Origin of the sequence: Streptantibioticus ferralitis, assembly GCF_029223525.1 — a bacterium.
Lineage (GTDB): Bacteria > Actinomycetota > Actinomycetes > Streptomycetales > Streptomycetaceae > Streptantibioticus_A > Streptantibioticus_A ferralitis.
This window is the reverse complement of sequence record NZ_JARHTQ010000021.1, coordinates 46,623-60,762: the sequence shown is the minus strand read 5'-3', so window position 1 is coordinate 60,762 and position 14,140 is coordinate 46,623. Positions and strand designations below refer to the sequence as shown.

Annotated in this window: 13 protein-coding genes; 10 read left to right on the top strand and 3 right to left on the bottom strand. The window is 70.5% G+C overall.

Annotation, left to right across the window (positions count from 1 at the left end; genetic code table 11):
* The first annotated feature begins 115 nt into the window (after positions 1 to 115).
* Complete coding sequence (locus P2L57_RS26960; protein ID WP_275818683.1) at positions 116 to 958, top strand: AAA family ATPase; 843 nt, start codon at positions 116 to 118, stop codon at positions 956 to 958.
* Positions 959 to 1,006: 48 nt separating this feature from the next.
* Here P2L57_RS26960 and P2L57_RS26955 read toward each other — a convergent pair whose 3' ends face one another.
* The gene (locus P2L57_RS26955) at positions 1,007 to 2,149 is read right to left on the bottom strand and encodes an FAD-dependent oxidoreductase (RefSeq protein WP_275818682.1); all 1,143 of its coding nucleotides are present in this window, start codon (positions 2,147 to 2,149) and stop codon (positions 1,007 to 1,009) included.
* A gap of 41 nt (positions 2,150 to 2,190) precedes the next feature.
* Positions 2,191 to 2,904 (bottom strand): TetR/AcrR family transcriptional regulator, encoded by a 714-nt coding sequence (locus tag P2L57_RS26950; RefSeq protein ID WP_275818681.1) that lies wholly within the window; start codon positions 2,902 to 2,904, stop codon positions 2,191 to 2,193.
* A 169-nt stretch (positions 2,905 to 3,073) separates the two neighbouring features.
* On the opposite strand from P2L57_RS26950, the gene P2L57_RS26945 reads away from it, so the two are divergent.
* Genes P2L57_RS26945 through nusB form a run of 3 tightly spaced genes read left to right on the top strand, consistent with a single transcriptional unit; the run spans position 3,074 to position 5,227 of the window.
* Positions 3,074 to 4,180, top strand: coding sequence for an aminopeptidase P family protein (locus P2L57_RS26945; protein WP_275818680.1), 1,107 nt, complete (start codon positions 3,074 to 3,076; stop codon positions 4,178 to 4,180).
* A gap of 49 nt (positions 4,181 to 4,229) precedes the next feature.
* Positions 4,230 to 4,796, top strand: a complete 567-nt coding sequence (gene efp / locus P2L57_RS26940; RefSeq protein WP_275818679.1) for an elongation factor P — start codon at positions 4,230 to 4,232, stop codon at positions 4,794 to 4,796.
* Between the two features lie 2 nt (positions 4,797 to 4,798).
* Positions 4,799 to 5,227 (top strand): transcription antitermination factor NusB, encoded by a 429-nt coding sequence (nusB, locus tag P2L57_RS26935; RefSeq protein WP_275818678.1) that lies wholly within the window; start codon positions 4,799 to 4,801, stop codon positions 5,225 to 5,227.
* 118 nt (positions 5,228 to 5,345) lie between these two features.
* On the opposite strand, the gene bldD is transcribed toward nusB, so the two are convergent.
* Entirely contained in the window at positions 5,346 to 5,846 is a 501-nt protein-coding gene (gene bldD, locus P2L57_RS26930) for a transcriptional regulator BldD (protein ID WP_255929900.1), read from the bottom strand.
* A gap of 186 nt (positions 5,847 to 6,032) precedes the next feature.
* On the opposite strand from bldD, the gene pyrR reads away from it, so the two are divergent.
* The 6 genes from pyrR to carB all read left to right on the top strand — a co-directional run bounded on the left by pyrR (position 6,033) and on the right by carB (position 14,058).
* Positions 6,033 to 6,602: a bifunctional pyr operon transcriptional regulator/uracil phosphoribosyltransferase PyrR gene (gene pyrR / locus P2L57_RS26925; protein ID WP_275818677.1), complete on the top strand. Its 570-nt coding sequence runs from the start codon at positions 6,033 to 6,035 to the stop codon at positions 6,600 to 6,602.
* An 87-nt stretch (positions 6,603 to 6,689) separates the two neighbouring features.
* A complete protein-coding gene (locus tag P2L57_RS26920) occupies positions 6,690 to 7,706 on the top strand; it encodes an aspartate carbamoyltransferase catalytic subunit (protein ID WP_275818676.1) in 1,017 nt (338 codons plus the stop codon).
* A 2-nt stretch (positions 7,707 to 7,708) separates the two neighbouring features.
* Positions 7,709 to 9,004, top strand: a complete 1,296-nt coding sequence (locus P2L57_RS26915) for a dihydroorotase (RefSeq protein WP_275818675.1) — start codon at positions 7,709 to 7,711, stop codon at positions 9,002 to 9,004.
* Positions 9,001 to 9,600 carry a PH-like domain-containing protein gene (locus P2L57_RS26910; RefSeq protein ID WP_275818674.1) on the top strand — a complete coding sequence of 200 codons (600 nt, stop codon included), beginning with the start codon at positions 9,001 to 9,003 and terminating at the stop codon, positions 9,598 to 9,600. The genes P2L57_RS26915 and P2L57_RS26910 overlap by 4 nt, the downstream gene beginning before the upstream one ends.
* Complete coding sequence (gene carA / locus P2L57_RS26905) at positions 9,597 to 10,754, top strand: glutamine-hydrolyzing carbamoyl-phosphate synthase small subunit (RefSeq protein WP_275818673.1); 1,158 nt, start codon at positions 9,597 to 9,599, stop codon at positions 10,752 to 10,754. Before P2L57_RS26910 ends, carA begins: the two co-directional genes overlap by 4 nt.
* Positions 10,747 to 14,058 (top strand): carbamoyl-phosphate synthase large subunit, encoded by a 3,312-nt coding sequence (carB, locus tag P2L57_RS26900; RefSeq protein WP_275818672.1) that lies wholly within the window; start codon positions 10,747 to 10,749, stop codon positions 14,056 to 14,058. The genes carA and carB overlap by 8 nt, the downstream gene beginning before the upstream one ends.
* Positions 14,059 to 14,140: the final 82 nt, after the last annotated feature.

The window sequence follows — 14,140 nt, the reverse complement described above, 5'->3', positions numbered from 1 at the left end:
TTGACCGCCCCCTGGTCGTTCACACAACTGCGGCCAGGGACGGTACGGTTCGGTGTCGACCGGCCATCGCGCCGCGTCTGACACGGTTCCATCGGCAGGAGACGGAGTGGCCGAGATGCAGCATGCTGTGGGGGTGCCGCTGCCACCGCCTCACGGCCCGGCGCACGGGAGTGCCGCCGGCTGGATCCCACCGGCCCCGCACGGACAGCCCGGTCCCGGCCCGGTCCCCCAGGAGCCGCCCGGGGCTCCTGGCCCGGCCGTGCCACCGCCATGGCCGGCGCCGCCGGGCGTGGCGCCCGGTCCGGCACCGGCGGCCACCACCGGCCATTTCCCGCTGCCCCCGGCAGGTCCGGTCCAGCTGCCGCCACCGGCCTCCATGACGGCCCCCTCGGCCGTCTCGCGCGCCCCGGTCGCGGTGCTGCTCATCGGCCCGGCGGGCGCGGGCAAGACGACCATCGCCCGGCACTGGGCCGACCACCGTGCCGCGCCGACCGCGCACATCAGTCTGGACGACGTCCGCGAATGGGTGCGTTCCGGCTTCGCCGACCCGCAGTCCGGCTGGAACGAGCACTCCGAGGCGCAGTACCGCCTCGCTCGCCGTACCTGCGGCTTCTCCGCCCGTAACTTCCTGGCCAACGGCATCTCCTGCATCATCGACGACGCCGTCTTCCCGGATCGGCCGGTGGTCGGCCTCGGCGGCTGGAAGCGGCACGTCGGCCCCGGGCTGCTGCCGGTGGTGCTGCTGCCGGGTCTGGAGATCGTGCTGGCCCGCAACGCGGAGCGCAGCGGCAACCGTCGGCTGTCCGACGAGGAAGTGGCTCGAATCCATGGCCGGATGGCCGGTTGGTACGGGTCCGGGCTGCCCATCATCGACAACTCGCAACTGGACGTCGCCGCCGCGGCGGAGGCCCTCGACCAGGTCGTCGCGCGCAGCATCGCGGGGGCACCCGTCCGGTAGCCGTCCTCCCGCTGGGGTCCCCGGCCCGGCCGCCCACGGTTCCGGGGCTCAGTCCGCCTGCTGATGGGAGGCGAACTCGTCGAGCAGGCCCTGGGGCGCGTCGTCGCGGAAGCAGATGAGCAAGTTCGCGGCGGACGCCGCCGCGGACGCCTCACTGCGGGGGAACAGTGCCTGCTCGTAGGCGGCGAGCGCGGCTTCCGTGTCGCCCGGGTGGGCGGCGAGGGCCAGGCCCAGTTCGGCGCCGTCGAGCATGGCGAGGTTGGCTCCCTCCCCGGCGAACGGTGACATCAGATGGGCGGCGTCGCCGAGCAGGGTGACGCCCGGTATGCGGTCCCAGCGGTGCCCGACCGGCAGGGCGTGGACCGGCCGGGGGACCATCGCGCCGTCGGCGTCGAGGATCAGCGCCCTGAGGCTGTCGTCCCAGTCGGCGAAGTGCGTGAGGACGGCGGCCTTGGCGGTGTCGGTGTCGGTGAAGTCGATGCCGGCGATCCAGTCCTCGGGAGCCTTCAGCGCGGTGAAGACGTGGAGGCTGCCGTCGGGCTCACGGTGGGCGAGGAAGCCCTTGCCCCCGCCGAGTGCGAAGAACATGCCGCCGCCGAGCAGCGCGGCGCTGTCCGGGTGGCGGGTGTCGGCGTCCAGCAGATCCAGCTCGACGAGCGACACGCCGGTGTAGGCGGGGGTGGCGTCGGAGACCAGCGGGCGGATTCGCGACCAGGCTCCGTCCGCGCCGATCAGCAGGTCGGTGGTGAAGACAGAGCCGTCGGCGAGGGTGACCTCGTGGCGACCGCCCCCGAGCGGACGGGCCCCGCTGACCTTGGCACCCCAGTGCACGGCGCCCTCGGGCAGGGAGGAGAGCAGAAGGTCCCGCAGCTGGCCGCGTTCGACCTCGGGGCGTCCGCCGCCACCTTCGTCCTTCTCCTCCATGTGGACCATGGCGTGCTTGTCCAGGATCCGCATCTCCTCACCGCCGGGGTGGATGAGCCCGCTGAACTCCTCGTACAGGCCGGCGGCGTGCACGGCGACCTGGCCGGAGTCCTCATGGATGTCGAGCATGCCGCCCTGCGTGCGGGCGGTCGGTGACGCCTCAAGATCGAGGACGGCCGCCTGGATACCGTTCACGTGCAGGACGCGAGCGAGGGTGAGGCCGCCAAGGCCGGCGCCGATGACGGCGACGGGGTGATGGGTGGTCATGTTGCTGCTCCTCTGAGGTTGTGGCGGATGTGGTGGCGCCGTCAGTGGCGCGGTGGTTCTTGGGACGGGGTCGGCCTGGGGGTCTGGGCGATGCCGTTGATCAACATGTGGAATCCCCAGGACAGCCGGTCCTGCGGCGCCCCGGAGAGCAGTTCGGCGGCGAGTGCGGCGATGTGCGGATGCGTCTGCTCGCGTGCGCCGTGCAGGGCCCGGGTGAGCGCGTCCCACTCCTGCTGGGCGCCGGCTGCCCTGCCGCGGGTGGCGTGTTCGGCCGCGGTCGCGGTGGCGTGCTGCAGCAGCACGTCCACTCCCCAGGCGGCCTGGGCGCCCGGAACGCCGCCCTCGTCCAGCAGCGCCAGCAGTCCCTCGATCAGCGTCAGGTAGTGCTCCCCGCTGGGGCGCGCCACCAGCGCCGACCGGGCCAGCCCGGGGTGCTCGAACAGCACGGTCGTATACGAGACGAGCACCGTCTCCAGCCGCTCGCGCCAGTCGCCCTCGGCGTGAACCGGGGTCAGGTCGACCGCGCCGAGCAACTCGTCCAGGACCGCCGCGTGCAGCTCGGCGGTGTTGCGGACGTACACGTACAACGAGGCCGGGCCGGTGTCCAGCTGCTGCGCCAGCCGCCGCATGGTGACCCGCTCCAGGCCCTCGCCCCGCATGATCTCCACCGCGGCGGCGATGATGCCCGGCCGGGTCAGCGCCGGCTTGGCCGGCCGCTCCCGGCGACTGCGCGGCCCGTCGGAATGAACTGTCATGCCAGCACCGTAACGAACATGTTCGTTACGAACAAGTACTTGACGAGCATGTTCGTCCACGAAGTCCGGCCAGTACGCCGTATCGCCGGACCGATTGACCGAAGCCCATCCGCGACCCGTCCGGACGCGCCCAGAGGTCTGCCGGCCAAGTGCCGCGTACGCTCGGCACATGTCCGAGGTGCACGCTTCCCGCCGGATGCGTCTACGGGAGCGGTGCGCGGCGGCTGGATCCGCCGCGGCACTGGTCTCCCGCCCCGCCAACATCCGCTATCTGACCGGTTGGGCGCCGTCCGACGCCGTACTGATGCTGGCGCCCGCGGAGGACGTGCTGGTCCACCGCCGCCGGGTGTACGGGGAGCCGGGCGAGGGCACCCCGCCGGAGGACCTCCGCCGGGTGGTCCTACCGTCGCCGGACGGCGATCCGGCGGTGGCCGCGGCCGATCTCGCCCCGGGACTGGGCGCGGACACCCTGGCGGTGGAGGAGCACCATCTGACCGTCTCCCGGCACCGGGCCATCGCCTCGGTCACACCGGGCCTGCGCCTCCTCGACCTCGGGCAGGCCGTGGAACAGCTGCGCCTGGTCAAGGACGAGGAGGAGATCGCCTGTCTGCGGATCGCCGCGGAGATCACCGACCAGGCGCTGGGCGAGCTACTGGAGTCCATCCTCGTCGGCCGCACCGAGCGCCATCTCGCGCTGGAGCTGGAGCGGCGGCTCGCCGATCACGGCGCGGACGGCCCGGCGTTCCCCACCTACGTCGGCACCGGACCGCATTCCGGTGCCGCCCGGCACCGCCCCACGGACCGGCGGGTCGAGGAGGGCGACTTCCTCACCGTCTGCCTCGGTGCCTGCTACCGCGGCTACCGGTGCGAGGTCGGCCGTACGTTCGTCATCGGCGCCGCGCCCGCGAACTGGCAGATCGACCTGTACGACGTGGTTTTCGACGCCCAGCGGGCGGGCCGGGAGGCTCTCGCGCCGGGCGCTGCCTGCCGGGAAGTGGACCTCGCGGCGCGCCAGGTACTGGAGCGGGCGGGGCATGGCGAGGCCGCCGGATCGTGGACCGGACACGGCGTGGGACTCGAAATCGACGAGGACCCTCGGCTCACCCCGTCAGCCATGGGTAAACTGGACGCTTGTGTGCCGGTCACCGTCGAGCCGGGGGTCCACTTCCCGGACCGGGGCGGTGTCCGGATCGATGACACACTCGTCGTACGCCCAGCGGCGGACGGCGGGCCCGAGCTACTCACCATCACGACCAAGGAACTGCTCGCCTTGTAGCGGGCGCTTTCTGGTTTCCGATGCAGCACTCTCAGGAGATTCCGCGACCGTGGCCAGCACGAACGACCTCAAGAACGGCATGGTGCTCAAGCTCGACGGCGACCAGCTCTGGTCCGTCGTCGAGTTCCAGCACGTCAAGCCGGGCAAGGGCCCTGCCTTCGTCCGCACCAAGCTCAAGAACGTGCTTTCCGGCAAGGTCGTCGACAAGACCTTCAACGCAGGCGTGAAGGTCGAGACGGCCACCGTCGACAAGCGTGGGATGCAGTTCTCGTACATGGACGGCGATTACTTCGTCTTCATGGACATGGACACGTACGACCAGATCCATGTCGACCGCAAGTCCGTTGGCGACGCCGCCAACTTCCTGCTTGAGGGCTTCGAGGCCGTCGTGGCGACGCACGAGGGCTCGGTCCTCTACGTCGAGCTCCCGGCCGCCGTCGAGCTCACCATCGAGCACACCGAGCCGGGTGTGCAGGGCGACCGCTCCACCGGCGGCACCAAGCCCGCCAAGCTGGAGACGGGCTACGAGATGCAGGTCCCGCTGTTCATCACCACCGGTGAGAAGATCAAGGTCGACACCCGTACGGGTGACTACCTCGGCCGGGTGAACAGCTAACCGTGGCTGCCCGCACCAAGGCCCGAAAGCGCGCCTTCCAGATTCTCTTCGAGGCGGACCAGCGCGGCGCCGCGCCCAGGACCGTCATGGCGGACTGGATTCGGCTCGCCCGGACCGACGACCGGCAGCCGCCGGTCACCGAGTACACGATGCGGCTCGTCGAGGGGTACGAGGACCACGCGGCCCGGGTCGACGAGCTGATCGCCACCTACGCGGTTGGCTGGACCATGGACCGGATGCCCGTCGTGGACCGCAATGTGCTGCGGCTTGGCGCGTACGAGCTGCTCTGGGAGGACGAGATCCCGGACGCCGTCGTGCTGGACGAGGCGGTGCAGCTCGTCAAGGAGTTCTCCACCGACGAGTCGCCGTCCTTCGTCAACGGGCTGCTGGCCCGGCTGAAGGACCTGAAGCCGACGCTGCGCATCCAGTGACCCACTGAGCGCATAAGGGTGGGGCCCGGAACACACAGTGTTCCGGGCCCCACCCTTATGCGCTGATGTGCTCAGCGGGACGTTTCTGCATCACGGGTGCCCAGAGGCACCGATGGGATCAGCCCTCCTCCGGCTGTACGGCCCGACGCGCGTCGGCGTCCAGCACGCCCCAGCCGATCAGCTGCTCGGTCAGGACCGAGGGGGACTGGTCGTAGATGACGGCGAGGGTGCGCAGATCGTCCTGGCGGATCGAGAGCACCTTGCCGTTGTAGTCGCCGCGCTGGCTCTGGATGGTCGCGGCGTAGCGTTGCAGCGGACCGGCCTTCTCGGACGGCACCTGGGCCAGCCGCTCCAGGTCGAGCACGAGCTTCGGCGGCGGCTCGGCGGCGCCACCGGGCGCGCTACCGGGCAGCAGCTCCTGCACCGGGACTCCGTAGAAGTCCGCCAGCTCGGCGAGACGCTGCACGGTGACCGCGCGGTCGCCACGCTCGTAGGAGCCGACGACGACGGCCTTCCAGCGGCCCTGGGACTTCTCCTCGACACCGTGGAGGGAGAGACCCTGCTGCGTGCGGATTGCCCGGAGTTTGGCTCCGAGCTGTTTGGCGTAATCGCTGGACATAAGGCTCCCCGGATGGACACTTGGTAACTCACTGTGAGGTTACGCAGCGTAATTTGGCTTCGTCAAGCGGAATGCTTCCGGTTGACCCCCAGAAAAACCTCGCCCGACCGGGCTGGTACGGTAGCTGCGTACCCCTGACGTCCTTTAATGCCCGTCCCGTGAGGCGGGGAAGGAGGTCTCCGACCCATGGTCGACGACCGTTCTGCACCGGTGCGCCCAGTTCTGGAGGCGCCGGACATCGCGCGGGTCCTGACCCGCATCGCCCACGAGATCGTCGAACGCGCCAAGGGCGCCGACGACGTGGTGCTTCTCGGCATTCCCACCCGCGGGGTCTTCCTCGCCCGCCGGCTCGCCGACAAACTCGCCGACATCACCGGCCGTAAGACGCCGGTCGGCGCTCTCGACATCACCATGTACCGCGACGACCTGCGGCTCGGCCCGGCGCGCGCGCTCGCCCGTACCGAGATCCCGGGCGACGGCATCGACGGCCGCCTGGTCGTCCTCGTCGACGACGTGCTGTTCTCCGGGCGCACCATCCGCGCGGCCCTCGACGCGCTCAACGACATCGGCCGGCCGCGCGCCGTACAGCTCGCCGTACTGGTCGACCGCGGCCATCGTGAGCTGCCGATCCGCGCCGACTACGTCGGCAAGAACCTCCCGACCTCACTGCGCGAGACCGTCAAGGTCCAGCTGGCCGAGAACGACGGCCGGGACTGCGTTCTGCTGGGTGTCGCGCCCGGCTCACACGACGAATAGGGCGAACACCGCCGCGTGCTGACCGTGTCAGCACGGCCGCGCCCGTCGCCGCCCTGACGCATATCCGTACCTTCCGGAGTGAACCCGATGAAGCGCCACCTCATCTCGGCCGCCGACCTCACCCACGACGACGCCCTGCTGATCCTCGACACCGCCGAGGAGATGGCCCGGGTCGCCAACCGGCCGATCAAGAAGCTGCCCACGCTGCGCGGCCGGACCGTCGTCAACCTCTTCTTCGAGGACTCGACCCGAACCCGGATCTCCTTCGAAGCCGCCGCCAAACGACTCTCGGCGGACGTCATCAACTTCTCCGCCAAGGGCTCCTCGGTCTCCAAGGGCGAGTCGCTCAAGGACACCGCGCTCACCCTGGAGGCGATGGGCGCAGACGCCGTCGTCATCCGGCACCACGCCTCCGGCGCCCCGCACCGCCTGGCCACCTCCGGCTGGATCAAGGGCTCGGTGGTCAACGCGGGCGACGGCACCCATGAGCACCCCACCCAGGCCCTGCTGGACGCCTTCACCATGCGCCGCCACCTGGCGGGCGCCCCCGACGGCGGCCCCACCTACCACCAGGGCCCCGGTGACGGCACCGGACGCGACCTCGCCGGACGTCGGATCACCATCGTCGGCGACGTTCTGCACAGCCGCGTCGCCCGCTCCAACGTCCACCTGCTGGGAACCCTGGGCGCGCACGTCACCCTGGTCGCGCCGCCCACCCTGCTGCCGATCGGCGTGGAGAGCTGGCCCTGCGAGGTGAGCTACGACCTCGACTCCGTGCTCGCCAAGTCCGACGCCGTGATGATGCTGCGGGTCCAGAGCGAGCGGATGAACGCCGCGTTCTTCCCCACCGAGCGTGAGTACGCCCGCCGCTACGGGCTCGACGCGGCGCGGATGGCCGTACTGCCCGAGCACGCCATCGTCATGCACCCGGGACCGATGAACCGGGGCATGGAGATCACCGCCGAGGTCGCCGACTCCGGCCGCTGCACGGCCGTCGAGCAGGTCGGCAACGGTGTCAGCGTCCGGATGGCCGTCCTGTACCTGCTGCTGGGCGGCAACGAGCCCGCGATCACCACCGAGAACCGCACCGAGGAGACCAAGTAAGCATGAGCAAGATCCTGATCCGCGGCGCGAAACTCCTCGGTGCCGAGCCCCAGGACGTGCTGATCGTCGACGAGGCCATCACCGCCGTCGGCAGCGATCTGACGGTGTCCAGCGCAGAGAGCGCCACCGTCATCGAGGCGGACGGGCAGATCCTCCTCCCCGGCCTGGTCGACCTGCACACCCATCTGCGCGAGCCCGGCCGCGAGGACTCCGAGACCGTGCTGACCGGCACCCGCGCCGCCGCCATCGGCGGCTACACCGCCGTGCACGCCATGGCCAACACCTTCCCGGTCGCTGACACCGCCGGTGTGGTGGAGCAGGTCTGGCGGCTCGGCAAGGAGTCCGGCTACTGCGATGTGCAGCCGGTCGGGGCGGTCACCGTCGGCCTGGAGGGCAAGAAGCTCGCCGAACTGGGCGCCATGCACGACTCCGCCGCGGGGGTCCGGGTCTTCTCGGACGACGGCAAGTGCGTGGACGACGCCGTGATCATGCGCCGCGCCCTGGAGTACGTGAAGGCCTTCGACGGGGTCATCGCCCAGCACGCCCAGGAGCCCCGGCTCACCGAGGGCGCCCAGATGAACGAGGGCATCGTCTCCGCCGAGTTGGGCCTGCGCGGCTGGCCCGCGGTCGCCGAAGAATCGATCATCGCGCGCGATGTCCTGCTCGCCGCGCACGTCGGCTCGCGGGTGCACATCTGCCATCTGTCGACCGCCGGTTCGGTCGAGCTGGTGCGCTGGGCGAAGTCCAAGGGCTGGAACGTCACCGCCGAGGTCACCCCGCACCACCTGCTGCTGACCGACGAACTGGTGCGCTCCTACAACCCGGTCTACAAGGTCAATCCGCCGCTGCGCACCGAGGCCGATGCGATCGCGCTGCGCGAGGCGCTGGCCGACGGCACCATCGACTGCGTCGCCACCGACCACGCTCCGCACCCGCACGAGGACAAGGACTGCGAGTGGGCCGCCGCCGCCATGGGCATGGTGGGCCTGGAGACCGCGCTGTCCGTGGTCCAGCACACCATGGTCGACACCGGGCTGCTGGACTGGGCGGGGGTCGCCGACCGGATGTCGTTCCGTCCGGCCGCCATCGGCCGTCTGCCCGGCCACGGGCGGCCCATCGCCGTCGGTGAGCCCGCCAACCTCGCGCTGGTCGATCCGGCATACCGTGGTGTGGTGAACCCCGTGGGCTTCGCCTCCCGCAGCCGCAACACCCCGTACGAGGGGCTTGAGCTGCCGGGCCGGGTGACCGCCACCTTCCTGCGGGGCAAGGCGACGGTCATGGACGGGAAGCTCACGTGAACACGGCAACGACGTATGTAACGCAGGCGGTTGACAAGCACTCCGCGAAGATCACCGACCTCAGCGACCGGCTGCTGTGGGTCGCCGGGCTGCTGGCCTTCGTCGCGCTGGTCTACTGGCTGATGTGGCGGGCCTGGCACAAGCGGGCCGCCCGCCAGTCCGACCTGCCCGAGCTGCCGGAGATCCCCGCCGACCTCGGCGAGCCGCCGCTGCTGACCATGTCCGGCCGCTACCACGCCAGCACCACCGCGGGTGACTGGCTGGACCGGATCGCCGCCCGGGGCCTGGGCACCCGCAGCCTGGTCGACCTGGCCCTCACCGAGCAGGGCGTCGCGGTGCACCGACCGGCCGCCGCCGACTTCTTCATCCCCGCCGCCGCCCTGCGCGGAGCGCGGCTCGACAAGGGCATCGCGGGCAAGGTCGTCCCCGAAGGCGGACTGCTGGTGATCACCTGGCAGCACGGCGACCGGCTGATCGACTCCGGGTTCCGCTCCGAGCATCCCGCCGAGCACCCCGCATGGGTCGACGCCCTGCAGCGGCTCGTCCAGGGGGCGACCGCCGAAGACCTGAACACCACCAAGGAAGGCGCACGATGACCACCTCCACCAGGGGGACACAGGGGCTCTTGAACGGACACGGCCCCGCCGTACTCGTCCTGGAGGACGGCCGCACCTTCCGCGGTCGTGCTTACGGGGCGGTGGGGGAGACCTTCGGCGAGGCGGTGTTCTCCACCGGGATGACCGGCTACCAGGAGACGCTGACCGACCCCTCGTACCACCGCCAGGTCGTCGTGATGACCGCGCCGCACGTGGGCAACACCGGCGTCAACGACGAGGACCCGGAATCCGGTCGGATCTGGGTGTCCGGCTATGTCGTACGCGACCCGGCCCGCGTCTCGTCCAACTGGCGGGCCCAGCGCTCCCTCGACGAGGAGCTCACCCGCCAGGGCGTCATCGGCATCAGCGGCATCGACACCCGTGCGCTCACCCGCCACCTGCGCGAGCGCGGTGCGATGCGGGTCGGGATCTTCTCCGGCGAGGCGATCGCCGGCGAGGCCGAACTGCTGGCGAAGGTCCAGGCGTCCCCGCAGATGAAGGGCGCCGACCTGGCCGCCGAGGTGGCCACCACCGAGCCGTACGTGGTTCCGGCGATCGGCACCAAGAGGTTCACCGTCGCCGCGGTCGACCTGGGCATCAAGGCCATGACCCCGCAGCGGATGGCCGAGCGCGGCATCGAGGTGCATGTGCTGCCCGCGACCGCGACGGTGGAGGACATCTACGCGGTGGGCCCCGACGGTGTGTTCTTCTCCAACGGCCCCGGCGACCCGGCCACCGCCGACCACCAGATGACCGTCCTGCGGGGCGTGTTGGAGCGCAGCACGCCGTTCTTCGGCATCTGCTTCGGCAACCAGATCCTGGGCCGGGCGCTCGGCTTCGGCACGTACAAGCTCAAGTACGGCCACCGTGGTATCAACCAGCCGGTGCAGGACCGCACCACCGGCAAGGTCGAGGTCACCGCGCACAACCACGGCTTCGCCGTGGACGCGCCGCTCGACCGCGACTCCGAGACCCCGTACGGGCGGGCCCGGGTCTCCCACGTCTGCCTCAACGACGACGTGGTCGAAGGCCTGGAGTGCCTCGACACCCCCGCCTTCAGCGTCCAGTACCACCCCGAGGCGGCGGCGGGCCCGCATGACGCGGCCTACCTGTTCGACCGCTTCGTCTCCCTGATGGAGGGCCAGCGTGCCTAAGCGCACCGACATCCAGTCCGTCCTGGTCATCGGCTCCGGCCCGATCGTCATCGGCCAGGCGGCCGAGTTCGACTACTCCGGCACCCAGGCGTGCCGGGTGCTCAAGTCCGAGGGCCTGCGGGTCATCCTGGTCAACTCCAACCCGGCCACGATCATGACGGACCCGGAGATCGCCGACGCCACGTACGTCGAGCCGATCATCCCCGACTTCGTCGAGAAGATCATCGCCAAGGAGCGCCCCGACGCGCTGCTGCCCACCCTCGGCGGCCAGACCGCGCTCAACACCGCGATCTCCCTGCACGAGCAGGGCGTCCTGGGCAAGTACGGCGTCGAGTTGATCGGCGCCAACGTCGAGGCGATCCACAAGGGCGAGGACCGCGACCAGTTCAAGACGGTCGTGGAGGCGGTCAACGCCAAGATCGGCCACGGTGAGTCCGCCCGCTCGGTGATCTGCCACTCGATGGACGAGGTGCTGGCCGGCGTCGAGCAGCTCGGCGGCTACCCGGTGGTGGTCCGCCCGTCGTTCACCATGGGCGGCGCCGGTTCCGGTTTCGCCCACGACGAGGAGGAGCTGCGCCGTATCGCGGGGCAGGGCCTGACGCTCTCGCCGACCACCGAGGTGCTCCTCGAGGAGTCGATCCTCGGCTGGAAGGAGTACGAGCTGGAGCTGATGCGCGACAAGCACGACAACGTGGTGGTCGTCTGCTCCATCGAGAACTTCGATCCGATGGGCGTGCACACCGGTGACTCCATCACCGTCGCCCCGGCGATGACGCTGACCGACCGGGAGTACCAGGTCCTGCGGGACATCGGCATCGCGGTGATCCGCGAGGTCGGGGTGGACACCGGCGGCTGCAACATCCAGTTCGCGGTCAACCCGGAGGACGGCCGGGTCATCGTCATCGAGATGAACCCGCGGGTCTCGCGCTCTTCGGCGCTGGCGTCGAAGGCCACCGGCTTCCCGATCGCCAAGATCGCCGCCCGGCTGGCCATCGGCTACACCCTGGACGAGATCCCCAACGACATCACCGAGCAGACCCCGGCGTCCTTCGAACCGACGCTCGACTACGTCGTGGTCAAGGTGCCGCGGTTCGCGTTCGAGAAGTTCCCGGCCGCCGACGCCACGCTGACCACGACCATGAAGTCGGTCGGTGAGGCGATGGCGATCGGCCGCAACTTCCCCGAGGCGCTGAACAAGGCGCTGCGCTCGCTGGAGAAGAAGGGCTCGCAGTTCACCTTCGTCGGCGACCCCGGTGACAAGGCGCTGCTGCTCAAGGCCGCCAAGGTGCCCACCGACGGCCGGATCAACACCGTCATGCAGGCGATCCGCGCCGGGGCCACGCCGCGGGAGGTCTTCGAGGCGACCCGCATCGATCCGTGGTTCGTCGACCAGCTCTTCCTGATCAAGGAGATCGCCGACGAGCTGGCAGCGGTCGACCGGCTCAGCCCCGAGGTGCTGGCCGAGGCCAAGCGCTACGGGTTCTCCGACGCCCAGATCGGGCAGATCAGGGGTCTGCGCGAGGAGGTCGTGCGCGAGGTGCGGCAGACGCTGGGAATCCGCCCGGTGTTCAAGACGGTGGACACCTGCGCCGCCGAATTCGCCGCGAAGACCCCGTACTTCTACTCGTCCTACGACGAGGAGAGCGAGGTCGCACCGCGGACCAAGCCCGCGGTGATCATCCTCGGCTCCGGCCCCAACCGCATCGGCCAGGGCATCGAGTTCGACTACTCCTGCGTGCACGCCTCCTTCGCGCTGTCGGCCGCGGGCTACGAGACCGTCATGGTCAACTGCAACCCGGAGACGGTCTCCACCGACTACGACACCTCCGACCGGCTCTACTTCGAGCCGCTCACCTTGGAAGACGTACTGGAGATCGTGCACGCCGAAGCACAGGCGGGACCGATCGCCGGCGTCATCGTGCAACTCGGCGGACAGACCCCGCTCGGCCTGGCGCAGGCGCTGAAGGACAACGGCGTGCCGGTGGTGGGCACCTCCCCCGAGGCGATCCACCTGGCCGAGGACCGCGGTGCCTTCGGCCGTGTGCTCAACCAGGCGGGCCTGCCCGCGCCCAAGCACGGCACCGCCACCACCTTCGCCGAGGCGAAGGCCATCGCCGACGAGATCGGCTACCCGGTCCTGGTCCGCCCGTCCTATGTGCTCGGCGGCCGCGGTATGGAGATCGTCTACGAGGAGGCGCGGCTGTCGGCGTACATCGCCGAGTCCACCGAGATCAGCCCGGACCGTCCGGTGCTGGTCGACCGGTTCCTCGACGACGCCATCGAGATCGACGTCGACGCGCTCTACGACGGCACCGAGCTGTACCTCGGCGGCGTGATGGAGCACATCGAGGAGGCCGGCATCCACTCCGGCGACTCGGCGTGCGCGCTGCCCCCGATGACGCTCGGCGGCTTCGACATCAAGCGGCTGCGCGCCTCAACCGAGGCCATCGCCAAGGGTGTTGGGGTGCGCGGGCTGATCAACATCCAGTTCGCGCTGGCCGGGGACATCCTCTACGTGCTGGAGGCCAACCCCCGTGCCTCGCGCACGGTTCCGTTCACCTCCAAGGCGACCGCGGTGCCGCTGGCCAAGGCCGCCGCGCGGATCTCGCTGGGGGCGACCATCGCCGAGTTGCGCGCGGAGGGCATCCTGCCGAAGACCGGCGACGGCGGCACCCTGCCGCTGGACGCGCCGATCTCCGTCAAGGAGGCGGTGCTCCCGTGGAGCCGGTTCCGGGACGCCTCCGGGCGCGGTGTTGACACCATCCTCGGACCCGAGATGCGCTCCACCGGTGAGGTCATGGGCATCGACGCGGTCTTCGGCACCGCCTACGCCAAGTCGCAGTCCGCGGCCTACGGCGCGCTGCCCACCAAGGGCCGGGCGTTCATCTCGATCGCCAACCGCGACAAGCGGGCCATGATCTTCCCGGCCCGCGCGCTCGTCGACCACGGCTTCGAGCTCCTGGCCACCTCCGGCACCGCCGAGGTCCTCAAGCGCAACGGCATCGAGGCCACCGTGGTCCGCAAGCACAGTGAGGGCACCGGCCCGAACGGGGAGCCGACCATCGTCCAGCTCATCCACGACGGCCGGGTCGACCTCATCGTCAACACCCCGTACGGCACCGGCGGCCGCCTCGACGGCTACGACATCCGTACCGCCGCCGTCGCCCGCGCCGTGCCCTGCCTGACCACCGTCCAGGCACTGGCAGCGGCCGTACAGGGCATCGACGCCCTCGGCGGCGGCGAGGTCGGCGTGCGGTCCCTGCAGGAGCACGCGGCGCATCTGACCGCGGCCCGCGCGCAGTAGCGGCCTTGCACCAGGAGGGGGACACCGCCGAGGTGTCCCCCTCCGCATGCCGCCACCGCCCTCGAACGAGGCCCCACGGGCC

What these genes read in the sequence shown, in the direction of transcription:
- P2L57_RS26960 (WP_275818683.1), top strand. Translation starts at nt 116, where the DNA reads ATGCAGCATGCTGTGGGGGTGCCGCTGCCACCGCCTCACGGCCCGGCG.
- P2L57_RS26955 (WP_275818682.1), bottom strand. Translation starts at nt 2,149, where the DNA reads ATGACCACCCATCACCCCGTCGCCGTCATCGGCGCCGGCCTTGGCGGC.
- P2L57_RS26950 (WP_275818681.1), bottom strand. Translation starts at nt 2,904, where the DNA reads ATGACAGTTCATTCCGACGGGCCGCGCAGTCGCCGGGAGCGGCCGGCC.
- P2L57_RS26945 (WP_275818680.1), top strand. Translation starts at nt 3,074, where the DNA reads ATGTCCGAGGTGCACGCTTCCCGCCGGATGCGTCTACGGGAGCGGTGC.
- bldD (WP_255929900.1), bottom strand. Translation starts at nt 5,846, where the DNA reads ATGTCCAGCGATTACGCCAAACAGCTCGGAGCCAAACTCCGGGCAATC.
- pyrR (WP_275818677.1), top strand. Translation starts at nt 6,033, where the DNA reads ATGGTCGACGACCGTTCTGCACCGGTGCGCCCAGTTCTGGAGGCGCCG.
- P2L57_RS26920 (WP_275818676.1), top strand. Translation starts at nt 6,690, where the DNA reads ATGAAGCGCCACCTCATCTCGGCCGCCGACCTCACCCACGACGACGCC.
- P2L57_RS26915 (WP_275818675.1), top strand. Translation starts at nt 7,709, where the DNA reads ATGAGCAAGATCCTGATCCGCGGCGCGAAACTCCTCGGTGCCGAGCCC.
- carA (WP_275818673.1), top strand. Translation starts at nt 9,597, where the DNA reads ATGACCACCTCCACCAGGGGGACACAGGGGCTCTTGAACGGACACGGC.